Consider the following 11,259-nt stretch of genomic DNA (forward strand, 5'->3'; position numbering starts at 1 on the left):
GCCCTAGTTCAGTTCAATGGCGAAGTAGTCACGCGCATTGTTAAAGCAGATGTTTCTCACCATGTCGCCCAGCAGCTGGAGGTCCGCTGGCGCTTCGCCCGCGTGCACCCAGCGGCCAATCATCTGGCACAAAATGCGGCGGAAATATTCATGACGGGTATAGGACAGGAAGCTGCGGCTGTCGGTCAGCATGCCGACAAAGCGGCTCAGCAGGCCCAGCTGCGCGAGCTGCGTCATCTGACGCTCCATGCCGTCTTTCTGATCGTTAAACCACCAGCCGGAACCGAACTGCATTTTGCCCGGCATCCCTTCGCCCTGGAAGTTGCCAACCATGGTGCCCAGCACTTCGTTATCACGCGGGTTCAGGCAGTAAAGGATGGTTTTTGGCAGCAGGTTTTGTTCGTTCTGTTTGCTCAGCAGTTTTGACAGCTCTTCCGCCAGCGGACGATCGTTGATGGAGTCGAAGCCCACGTCCGCGCCCAGCAGTTTGAACTGGCGCTGGTTGTTATTGCGCAGCGCACCGATGTGGTACTGCTGCACCCAGCCGCGACGCGCGTATTCCGCACCGAGGAACACCAGTACCGCCGTTTTGAACTGCGCCACGTCGTGCTCGCTGAGCGATTCACCGGACAGGCGACGCGCCAGGATGCTGTCCAGCTCGGCCTCGCTTGATTCCGCGAACAGCACTACGTCCAGCGCGTGGTCAGAGACTTTACAGCCGTGCGCCGCGAAGTGATCCAGACGTTTGGTCAGCGCGGTTTGCAGGTCAGCGAAACGGCGAATATCGGTATCCGACACTTCTGCCAGCTTCGCCATGTAGTCGTTAAACGTGGCCTGCTCAATGTTGAAGGCTTTGTCCGGGCGCCAGCTTGGCAGCACTTTGATATCAAAAGAGGCGTCTTTGGCGACAACGGCATGATGCTCCAGAGAGTCAATCGGATCGTCGGTGGTACCCACCATCTTCACGTTCATCTGCTTCATGATGCCGCGCGCGGAGAAGTTCTCCTCCGCCAGCAGCGCATTGCAGCGATCCCAGATCTCATCGGCGGTCGCTGGGGAGAGCAGTTTGCCGGTGATGCCAAACGGACGGCGGAGCTCAAGGTGCGTCCAGTGATAGAGCGGGTTGCCGATGGTGTGCGGAACGGTCGCCGCCCAGGCGTCAAACTTCTCGCGGTCGGTCGCATCGCCGGTACACAGGCGCTCCGCGACGCCGTTGGTGCGCATGGCGCGCCATTTGTAGTGGTCACCCTTCAGCCAGATGTCATACAGGTTTTTGAAACGGTAATTTTCGGCAACCTGCTGCGGCGGCAAATGGCAGTGGTAGTCGAAAATCGGCTGGTCTTTAGCGTAGTCATGGTACAGGCGGCGAGCAAATTCGGTATCTAACAGAAAATCGTCGGTCATAAACGGCGTCATTATCGTCATCCTCATTACGGGAGCGTCAGAAAGCGTATGTTCATATGCTGCAAAGTTATCACACCAATTTCCACCGACCGAAGCTTTTTTCGTGAGTGAGATCAATAAACGTCAACAAATAAATTACCCTCAACGGAGTAAACCGTTCTGCATCCCGCGCCATTACTGGCTTTGTCCGCGACAATGAATGTCCCCACAAAGAATCATACATTTGTGATGTCACTCACCTTTTAAAGTTGTATGACAAGTTATCTTTTCGCCGTCGCAAACTATACGCCGACGGAATGCATTACCGATGTTTGATACATCGGGTTTAACGGTACGGATACCGACTTATGCACGCTTACTTATGGCAAGGTTCGGGCCGTTCCGGGACATGCTCCCGGCTACGCCCCTCCCGTTACACAACTGCTCCCGGAAACGGTTGAGAAGTTGCCGCGCCCAGGCGCGGACATAACATGACGATGAGGTTTTAGATGCGTAAAATTAAAGGGTTACGTTGGTATATGATCGCCCTGGTGACGTTAGGCACCGTGCTGGGCTACCTGACGCGTAACACCATAGCGGCGGCTGCGCCTACGCTAATGGAAGAGCTGCACATTTCGACCCAGCAATATTCCTACATCATCGCGGCCTACTCCGCGGCGTATACCATCATGCAGCCGGTTGCTGGCTATGTTCTGGATATTTTAGGCACCAAAATCGGCTATGCCTTCTTCGCCGTCACCTGGGCTATTTTCTGTGGCGCCACGGCGCTGGCAGGCAGCTGGGGCGGGCTCGCGCTGGCGCGTGGTGCAGTAGGTGCCGCCGAAGCCGCGATGATCCCGGCAGGGCTGAAGGCCAGCTCTGAGTGGTTCCCGGCGAAAGAGCGTTCCATTGCAGTCGGGTACTTTAACGTGGGTTCGTCGATTGGCGCGATGATTGCGCCGCCGCTGGTGGTGTGGGCTATCGTGATGCACAGCTGGCAGCTGGCGTTCATTATCTCAGGCGTGCTGAGCTTCGCGTGGGCCATGGCGTGGCTGATTTTCTACAAGCATCCGCGCGACCAGAAAAAACTGTCTGAAGAAGAGCGTGAATACATTATTGGCGGTCAGGAAGCGCAGCATCAGGTCAATAACGGCAAGAAAATGTCCGTCTGGCAGATCCTGGGAACCCGTCAGTTCTGGGGTATCGCCCTGCCGCGTTTCCTGGCTGAGCCGGCCTGGGGTACCTTCAACGCGTGGATCCCGCTGTTCATGTTTAAAGTGTACGGCTTTAACCTGAAAGAGATCGCCATGTTCGCCTGGATGCCCATGCTGTTCGCGGACCTGGGCTGTATCGTCGGCGGCTACCTGCCACCGCTGTTCCAGCGCTGGTTTGGTGTGAACCTGATTGTTTCCCGTAAGATGGTGGTGACCATGGGCGCGCTGCTGATGATTGGCCCGGGGATGATCGGCCTGTTCACCAGCCCGTATGTGGCCATTGCCCTGCTGTGCATCGGTGGATTTGCGCACCAGTCCCTGTCCGGCGCGCTGATTACGCTCTCGTCTGACGTCTTTGGCCGTAACGAAGTGGCGACCGCTAACGGCCTGACGGGTATGGCGGCGTGGACCGCGAGCACGATGTTCGCCCTGGTGGTCGGCGCGCTGGCGGACACCATCGGCTTTAGCCCGCTGTTCGCCGTGCTGGCCATCTTCGACCTGCTGGGCGCGGTGGTGATCTGGACGGTGCTGAAAAACAAATCCGCCGAGGAGCTGCAAAAAGAGACGGTTGGTAGCCCCGCGACGCAGAGCTAGCGTTGCTGTGCCGGGTGGCGGCTTCGCCTTACCCGTCCTAAAAACCCGTAGGCCCGTGCAAGCGAAGCGCCGCCGGGCATTTAAAGGCCGCTCAGTAGCGGCTTTTTTCATGGCAAAATCTGGAGAGTAGTACGCAAAAGTGGTATAACAAATCATCTGCCGTACCCTGCCTGGAGCGCATATGGAAATCACCGAACCACGTCGTTTATATCAACAGCTTGCTGCGGAGCTGAAAGATCGCATCGAGCAAGGGGTCTATCTTGTCGGTGATAAACTTCCCGCCGAGCGCTTCATAGCGGATGAAAAAAGCGTCAGCCGCACCGTGGTGCGCGAGGCGATCATCATGCTGGAAGTAGAAGGCTACGTTGAGGTACGCAAAGGCTCCGGCATTCACGTCATATCCAATTTGCCCAAGCACTCTCCCGTCGCGGACGAAAGTATGGAATTCGCCAGCTATGGTCCGTTCGAGCTGCTCCAGGCTCGCCAGCTCATCGAAAGCAATATTGCCGAATTCGCCGCGACGCAGGTGACCAAGCAGGACATCATGAAGCTGATGGAGATCCAGGAGAACGCGCGTAAGGAAAAATGTTTCCGCGATTCCGAGTGGGATCTGCAGTTCCACGTTCAGGTCGCTCTGGCAACCCAAAACACGGCGCTGGCGGCAATCGTTGAGAAAATGTGGACTCAGCGCGTTCACAACCCGTACTGGAAAAAACTGCACGACCACATCGATTCCCGTACCGTCGACAACTGGTGCGACGATCACGATCAAATCCTTAAGGCGCTGATTCGCAAAGATCCGCATGCCGCTAAGCTGGCGATGTGGCAGCACCTGGAAAACACCAAGCAGATGCTGTTCAATGAAACCAGCGATGACTTCGAATTCAACGCTGACCGCTATCTTTTTGCCGATAATCCGGTTGTTCATCTCGATACGGCGTCCAGTGCCGCAAAATAGCTGACGTTTCGGCTGGCAGGCGCTACGCTGCGCCTTCCGGCTTATATGGGTAAGCAAAACATATATAGTGTCAGCCTTTGTAAATCCCCTCGCTCACGTCTTGGGCTTACGCCAAAATCAATTCGCCCCTGCAAATTCTGTGACGCAGAACGTTGGGCTTTGTTACAATTGGATTCAATTCCTTATTTTGTAAGTTAGTGCTTGCTAACCAGCCAATTAACAGGGAACAGTGTTGGCCACACCGTAATGTGTCCGCGAGCGACCATAATGAAATCACAACAATGTCGCCGTGCTGTTTGTCCCGGATAACAGGCGTGACGTTAACCGATTTCCAGGAACACTGAATGGAACTTTTGACCCAACTACTGCATGCCCTCTGGGCGCAGGATTTTGAAACGCTGGCCAACCCTTCCATGATTGGCATGCTCTATTTCGTCTTGTTTATGATCCTGTTCCTTGAGAACGGTTTGCTGCCTGCTGCCTTCCTCCCCGGCGATAGTTTACTGGTGCTGGTTGGCGTGCTGTGTGCCAAAGGGGCGATGGCGTTCCCACAAACCATTTTATTACTGACCGTCGCCGCAAGCCTCGGTTGCTGGGTGAGCTATATCCAGGGAAGATGGCTGGGCAATACCCGGATCGTCCAGAACTGGCTCTCGCACCTGCCCGCCCATTACCACCAGCGGGCGCACCACCTTTTCCACAAGCACGGTCTTTCCGCGCTGCTGATTGGCCGCTTTATCGCCTTTGTTCGCACCCTGCTGCCCACCATTGCCGGCCTGTCGGGGCTGAGCAGCGCGCGCTTCCAGTTCTTTAACTGGATGAGCGGTCTGTTATGGGTGCTTATTCTGACGACGCTCGGCTATGCGTTGGGTAAAACGCCGGTCTTTATGAAATATGAAGACCAGCTGATGTCCTGCCTGATGCTGCTGCCTGTGGTGCTGCTGGTCTTCGGCCTGGTTGGCTCCCTGGTCGTCCTGTGGAAAAAGAAATACGGGGCCAAAGGCTGACGATGGTTATCTCACCGCTCGCTTTGCGCCGTTTTGCCTTTGCCGTGATTACGCTGGTGGTACTCAGCGCCCTGCTGCTGGCATGGCGCGCGCTTTCGCATCAGGAATCGACGCTGGCCATTCGCCCGATAAACCAGGGTGTCAGCGTGCCTGACGGTTTTTCCGTCTGGCATCATCTGGACGCGAACGGGATCCGCTTTAAGAGCATCACCCCGCAGGACGATGTTTTACTGATCAAGTTTGATTCCCGTGCGCAAAGTGCCGCCGCGAAAGTGGTTCTCGACCGTACGCTGCCGCACGGGTATATCATTGCTCAGCAGGAAGATGATAGCCAGCCTGCAGCCTGGCTCTCATTGATTCGCGATACGTCGCATCGGTTTGGATAACTTCCAGGATTCCGAATCTTTTCACTCACTTTGGTGATTCCCCCGTTTACTTACTATGCTTAAGTACGCGGAGCACCCCTCGAATGTACTCCGCATAACTTTGGATAGCGGCTTACGCCGCAGCACAATGGAAGGTTTCGATAATGAAATTCCGCATGACTCTGGCTCTGGCCCTTTTTTCTTTAAGCACAGCATCCTTCGCCAACTCTCTCTGTCAGGAGAAAGAACAGGATATTCAGCGTGAGATCGGTTATGCCGAAAAGCATAACAATCAGCATCGTGTTGATGGTCTTAAAAAAGCGCTCAGCGAAGTGAAAGCGAACTGTTCTGACAGCAAGCTGCGTGCCGACCACCAGAAAAAAATCGCTGAACAGAAGGACGAGATAGCCGAGCGCCGTCGCGACCTGCAGGAAGCGAAAGAGAAAGGGGATGCGGAAAAAATTGCGAAGCGCGAGAAGAAGCTGAAAGAAGCGCAGGACGACCTGAAAGCGCTGGAAGCTCGCGATTATTGAGTTAACGGAAATCTCAACAGGAGAGAGAATCATGTCAAAAGATACGACGTCTGAACATCTGCGCGCTGAACTGAAATCCCTGGCCGATACCCTTGAAGAGGTGCTGAACTCCTCGGCTGATAAATCGAAAGAAGAGGTCAGCAAGCTGCGCAGCAAGGCTGAGCAGGCGCTGAAAGAGAGCCGCTATCGTCTGGGTGAAACCGGTGATGCGCTGGCGAAACAGACCCGTGAAGCGGCCGCGCGCGCGGACGAATACGTGCGTGATAATCCATGGACGGGTGTAGGGATTGGTGCCGCAGTGGGCGTGGTACTGGGTGTCCTTCTGACGCGTCGTTGATATGGAAGATCCTCGTCACGCACAAGGGCCTGCTAACAACGTCCTCGGCATCGGCCAGCGTATTTTAACGACGCTGGTCGGGATTGCCGAAACGCGCGTCCGCCTGGCAGTGGTCGAGCTGGAAGAGGAGAAAGCGAACCTCTTCCAGATGCTGCTGATGCTCGGGCTAACCATGCTCTTCGCCGCGTTTGGTTTGATGAGCCTGATGGTGTTAATCATCTGGGCCATTGACCCGCAGTATCGTCTTAACGCAATGATTGCCACCACAGTCGTTCTGCTGGTCGCAGCCTTGATAGGCGGTATCTGGACGCTGCGTAAAGCGCGCAAGTCTACTTTCCTGCGCCATACGCGTCAGGAGCTGGCTAACGATCGCGCCCTGCTGGAGGATGACAAGCCGTGAGCGGTAAAGCCGAACGTCAAAAGCGAAAAGCGTACCTGCTAAGCCAGATCCAGCAGCAGCGGCTGGATCTGTCGGCGAGCCGCCGCGACTGGATTGACGCGACGCGACGGTTTGACCGGGGCTGGAACACCTTCCTGAGCCTGCGTTCATGGGCGCTGGTCGGCAGCAGCGTGATGGCTATCTGGACGGTTCGTCATCCAAATATGCTGATCCGCTGGGCGCGCCGTGGATTTGGTGCCTGGAGCGCCTGGCGTCTGGTGAAAGCCACGATTCGACAGCAGCAGCTGCGGTAATAAACGCAAAACGGTAACCCTGGTTACCGTTTTTTGTTTTTACACCCTCTCCCCGTGGGAGAGGGCTGGGGTGAGGGTACCAGCGCGCACGTTACCTTACTCAATATCTTTGAAGAAGATTGACAGTTTTCCTTGCTAACAATCGCCAACCGTCACGTTTATGATGCTCTCCATCGACAGCAACGACGCGGTATCTACCCGGAATTGCAGACAAATAACGTTCAGCCGCTGATGTGGTTTCCTGGAGAGTAAAATGAAAAAATTAGAAGATGTTGGTGTACTGGTAGCGCGTATTCTGATGCCAATTCTGTTCATCGTGGCTGGTTGGGGCAAAATCACCGGTTATGCGGGTACCCAGCAGTATATGGAAGCCATGGGCGTTCCGGGGTTCCTGCTGCCGCTGACCATTCTTCTTGAGTTCGGCGGCGGCCTGGCAGTGCTGTTCGGCTTCCTGACCCGCACCACCGCGCTGTTTACCGCAGGCTTCACCGTGCTGACGGCGTTCATCTTCCACAGCAACTTTGCGGAAGGCGTGAACTCCCTGATGTTCATGAAAAACCTGACCATCGCGGGTGGCTTCCTGCTGCTGGCCGTCACCGGTCCGGGCGCATACAGCATCGACCGCGTTCTGAATAAGAAATGGTAAGCACGCTATACTGAATAAACCCAAAGCGAGGAGACATCTCCTCGCTTTTGCTATCTGACGGAGGAGAAACAAATGGGACAACTCGTAGACGGCGTCTGGCAGGATGTCTGGTATGACACTCAATCCACCGGTGGACGCTTCAAGCGCTCTGTTTCGGCCTTCCGTAACTGGCTGACCGCCGACGGCGCACCTGGCCCAAGCGGCGAAGGCGGCTTCGCGGCGGAGAAAGATCGTTATCATCTTTATGTTTCCCTTGCCTGCCCGTGGGCACACCGCACGCTGATCGTGCGCAAGCTTAAAGGTCTTGAATCCTTGATTCCGGTTTCGGTGGTCAACCCGCTGATGCTGGAAAACGGCTGGACGTTCGACAGTGATTTCCCCGCCGCCACCGGCGACGATCTTTATCACCATGATTTCCTCTACCAGCTTTATCTGCGCGCAGACCCGCACTATACCGGGCGCGTGACCGTGCCGGTGCTGTGGGACAAGAAAAACCAGACGATTGTCAGCAATGAGTCTGCGGAAATCATCCGCATGTTCAATACCGCATTTGACGCGCACGGCGCCCGCGCCGGGGATTACTACCCGACGGAACTGCGCGATAAGATTGATGAGCTGAACGGCTGGATCTACGACAACGTCAACAACGGCGTCTACAAGGCTGGTTTCGCCACCAGCCAGGAAGCGTATGACGAAGCGGTCGGGAAGGTGTTTGAATCGCTGGAGCGTCTGGAGCAGATCCTGGGCCAGCATCGCTACCTGACGGGCGATCGCCTGACGGAAGCGGACATTCGCCTGTGGACCACGCTGGTGCGCTTTGATCCGGTCTATGTCACCCACTTTAAGTGCGATAAGCACCGCATCAGCGATTACCTGAACCTGCACGGCTTCCTGCGCGACCTCTACCAGATGCCGGGCATCGCCGAAACGGTCGACTTCGACCATATCCGCACCCACTATTACCGCAGCCATAAGACCATTAACCCGACGGGCATTATCTCCATCGGCCCGTGGCAGGACCTGGATGAACCGCACGGTCGCGACGTCCGTTTTGGATAATTATCAAGGGCATCAATGGATGCCCTTTTTTAATTCACATTCTCCATCTATCCTTACCTCGATCGCTTAGAAAACAAGTGATTGACTGACTAATGAGGCAAGGAAAATGGACTGGTATTTAAAAGTACTGCGCAACTACATTGGATTTGGTGGCCGCGCCCGCCGCAAAGAGTACTGGATGTTCATTCTGGTGAACTTCATCTTCGCGCTGGTGCTAAGCATCGTGGATAAAATTCTGGGCTGGGAGCGGGCTGGCGGTGAAGGCGTGCTGACCACCATTTATGGCCTGTTAGTCCTGCTGCCATCTTGGGCGGTTCTGTTCCGTCGACTGCACGACACCGATCGTTCAGCGTGGTGGTTATTGCTGCTGCTGATCCCGATCGTGGGCTGGATTGTGATTTTGATCTTCAACTGCCAGAGCGGCACGCCGGGCGAAAACCGCTTTGGTCCGGATCCTAAGATCGGCGCGTAAAATAACGCCCGGTGGCGCTTACGCTTACCGGGCCTACTCGTTTATTTATTATGGTGGGTGAAGAGTTTCGGTATTTCACGCAGGCACCACGACTTGGCTTCGCCCATGCTGTCGCGACGCCATGCCATAATAATGTCCACTTCGCTGGTGTACTCCGGGCTCACCACCCGCAGCCGCCCTTCCGCGATATCTTTTTCCACAAACGGGTACGGCATGGTCGCCACGCCAAGCCCTGCCAGCAGCGCCTGGCGTTTGTCTTCCAGTGAGGTCACTGTCAGACGAGGCTGTTTATCCAGCAGCTGCACCGTCAATACCGGACGCTCGCGCGCGGTATCCGCGACCGCTACCCCGCGATACTTCACGCGCGTCACTTCAGAGAGCGGCTCCGGCTCCTGGTGAATCGGGTGATTGGGTGCGGCAACATAGACGTTCATGACGCTGTAAAGCTTGCGCGAGTTGATTTCCGATGAGGAACGAAAGTGCATGTCCGGCGCAATGACGATATCCGCCCTGCCCGTCTCCAGACGTTCCCACGCCCCTGCCAGCACCTCGGTGATGATCGACAGCTGCGTATTGGCCTTCGCCGCCAGGCGATCCACCAGCGGGAACAGCGCTTCCGTCGGCACCAGCGCTTCGGTCACTAACGTCAGGTGGGTCTCCCAGCCGCGCGCCAGCGCTTCGGCGTCCGTCGTGAGCTTGTCCGCCGCTTCCAGCAGGACGCGGCCGCGCTCCAGCAGCATTCGGCCCACGTTGGTGAATTTTGTTCGATGACCGGAGCGGTCAAACAGCACCACGTCCAGCTCTTCTTCCAGCTTCTGCATGGTGTAGCTCAGCGCAGACGGAACGCGCCCCAGCTCATCTGCCGCCGCCGCAAAACTGCCGCGGCGGTCAATCGCGTCCATGACGCGAAGCGCCTCAAGCGTCAATGCTCTCTCTTTAGCCATCTCGTTCTCATTCAGGAAATTTGAACATACCGGGCAGAATATCTGGCTAACAATGAAGCGTCCATACCTTTACCATTGTTTTAGTGTAAAGAGAGGTCAAGTTTATGATTACGACAAGAACAGCTAAACAGTGCGGACAAGCCGATTTCGGTTGGCTGCAGGCCCGCTACACCTTTTCCTTTGGACACTACTTTGACCCTAAACTCCTTGGTTACGCGTCATTACGCGTGTTGAATCAGGAAGTGCTCGCCCCGGGCACCTCCTTCCAGCCGCGCACGTATCCGAAAGTCGATATCCTGAACCTGATCCTGGAAGGCGAGGCAGAATACCGCGATAGCGAGGGCAATCATGTCCAGGCAAAGGCTGGCGAAGCGCTGTTAATTTCCACGCAGCCGGGCATCAGCTACAGCGAGCACAACCTCAGCAAAGACAAAACGCTGACCCGCATGCAGCTGTGGCTGGACGCCTGCCCTGAGCGGGAAAATCCGCTGGTGCAGAAGATAGATTTAACGGGCGACGGGCAGCAGCTGATTGCATCACCCGACGGCAGCAAAGGCAGCCTGCAATTGCGTCAGCAGGTGTGGCTGCATCATATCGAGCTGAAGAAAGGTGAACAGGCTAGCTTCCAGCTTCATGGTCCGCGTGCCTATTTACAGTCTATTCACGGTACGGTGCATGCGGTGACGCACGCGGAAGAGAAAGAGGCGCTCACCTGCGGTGACGGGGCGTTTATTCGTGATGAAGCGCATATCACCCTGGTGGCGGATACGCCGCTGCGCGCGCTGCTGATTGATTTGCCGGTTTAAAGAATGTCCTCACCCTAACCCTCTCCCACAGGGCTGAGGAATCCCCACAAAATAATACCTGCACGGACAACCCCCTCTCCCTTGAGGGAGAGGGCTGGGGTGAGGGGGAACATACGGCTGTAGTGGTCATTCCGTTCACTTTATGTTCCTTGCTACTCTGTTACGACAATGCCGGTGAACGTGCCAGGGTGGCTCAATCGCCACCACCCTGGCGACCCGGGCTCCCGGCGGTAAATAGCCGCTTCGCG

At 56.0% G+C, this 11,259-nt stretch carries 14 protein-coding genes; 12 read left to right on the forward strand and 2 right to left on the reverse strand.

From position 1 onward, the window contains the following. Positions 1-3: 3 nt before the first annotated feature. Positions 4-1,416 carry a glucuronate isomerase gene (gene uxaC / locus L6R44_RS07945; RefSeq protein ID WP_237423800.1) on the reverse strand — a complete coding sequence of 471 codons (1,413 nt, stop codon included), beginning with the start codon at positions 1,414-1,416 and terminating at the stop codon, positions 4-6. 476 nt (positions 1,417-1,892) lie between these two features. Between uxaC and L6R44_RS07950 the strand changes: the two genes are divergently transcribed. The 11 genes from L6R44_RS07950 to L6R44_RS08000 all read left to right on the forward strand — a co-directional run bounded on the left by L6R44_RS07950 (position 1,893) and on the right by L6R44_RS08000 (position 9,261). After that, the gene (locus tag L6R44_RS07950; RefSeq protein WP_045330851.1) at positions 1,893-3,191 is read left to right on the forward strand and encodes an MFS transporter; all 1,299 of its coding nucleotides are present in this window, start codon (positions 1,893-1,895) and stop codon (positions 3,189-3,191) included. Positions 3,192-3,372: 181 nt separating this feature from the next. Continuing rightward, a complete protein-coding gene (gene exuR, locus L6R44_RS07955) occupies positions 3,373-4,149 on the forward strand; it encodes a transcriptional regulator ExuR (protein ID WP_237423801.1) in 777 nt (258 codons plus the stop codon). Positions 4,150-4,493: 344 nt separating this feature from the next. Then, positions 4,494-5,156, forward strand: a complete 663-nt coding sequence (gene yqjA / locus L6R44_RS07960) for a DedA family general envelope maintenance protein YqjA (RefSeq protein WP_032642281.1) — start codon at positions 4,494-4,496, stop codon at positions 5,154-5,156. 2 nt (positions 5,157-5,158) lie between these two features. Continuing rightward, complete coding sequence (gene mzrA, locus L6R44_RS07965) at positions 5,159-5,542, forward strand: EnvZ/OmpR regulon moderator MzrA (RefSeq protein WP_032642283.1); 384 nt, start codon at positions 5,159-5,161, stop codon at positions 5,540-5,542. A gap of 143 nt (positions 5,543-5,685) precedes the next feature. Further along, positions 5,686-6,054 (forward strand): DUF1090 domain-containing protein, encoded by a 369-nt coding sequence (locus L6R44_RS07970; protein ID WP_008503142.1) that lies wholly within the window; start codon positions 5,686-5,688, stop codon positions 6,052-6,054. Positions 6,055-6,085: 31 nt separating this feature from the next. Continuing rightward, on the forward strand, positions 6,086-6,391 hold the full coding sequence (locus L6R44_RS07975) for a DUF883 family protein (protein WP_008503141.1): 306 nt from the start codon (positions 6,086-6,088) through the stop codon (positions 6,389-6,391). Between the two features lies 1 nt (position 6,392). After that, positions 6,393-6,791, forward strand: a complete 399-nt coding sequence (locus tag L6R44_RS07980) for a phage holin family protein (protein ID WP_014885329.1) — start codon at positions 6,393-6,395, stop codon at positions 6,789-6,791. Continuing rightward, positions 6,788-7,084, forward strand: a complete 297-nt coding sequence (locus L6R44_RS07985; protein ID WP_008503139.1) for a YqjK-like family protein — start codon at positions 6,788-6,790, stop codon at positions 7,082-7,084. Before L6R44_RS07980 ends, L6R44_RS07985 begins: the two co-directional genes overlap by 4 nt. 253 nt (positions 7,085-7,337) lie before the next feature. Beyond that, positions 7,338-7,730, forward strand: a complete 393-nt coding sequence (locus L6R44_RS07990; protein WP_023309292.1) for a DoxX family protein — start codon at positions 7,338-7,340, stop codon at positions 7,728-7,730. 72 nt (positions 7,731-7,802) lie between these two features. Next, on the forward strand, positions 7,803-8,789 hold the full coding sequence (locus tag L6R44_RS07995; protein ID WP_032642287.1) for a glutathione S-transferase family protein: 987 nt from the start codon (positions 7,803-7,805) through the stop codon (positions 8,787-8,789). 106 nt (positions 8,790-8,895) lie between these two features. Further along, positions 8,896-9,261, forward strand: a complete 366-nt coding sequence (locus L6R44_RS08000; protein WP_032642290.1) for a DUF805 domain-containing protein — start codon at positions 8,896-8,898, stop codon at positions 9,259-9,261. 41 nt (positions 9,262-9,302) lie between these two features. On the opposite strand, the gene yhaJ is transcribed toward L6R44_RS08000, so the two are convergent. Further along, positions 9,303-10,205 carry a DNA-binding transcriptional regulator YhaJ gene (gene yhaJ / locus L6R44_RS08005; RefSeq protein ID WP_032642292.1) on the reverse strand — a complete coding sequence of 301 codons (903 nt, stop codon included), beginning with the start codon at positions 10,203-10,205 and terminating at the stop codon, positions 9,303-9,305. 104 nt (positions 10,206-10,309) lie between these two features. Here yhaJ and L6R44_RS08010 point away from each other — a divergent pair, with 104 nt between their 5' ends. Next, the gene (locus L6R44_RS08010; RefSeq protein ID WP_237423802.1) at positions 10,310-11,011 is read left to right on the forward strand and encodes a pirin family protein; all 702 of its coding nucleotides are present in this window, start codon (positions 10,310-10,312) and stop codon (positions 11,009-11,011) included. The last annotated feature ends 248 nt before the right edge of the window (positions 11,012-11,259 follow it).

This window comes from Enterobacter cloacae complex sp. ECC445, assembly GCF_021892025.1.
GTDB classification, from domain to species: domain Bacteria; phylum Pseudomonadota; class Gammaproteobacteria; order Enterobacterales; family Enterobacteriaceae; genus Enterobacter; species Enterobacter chengduensis.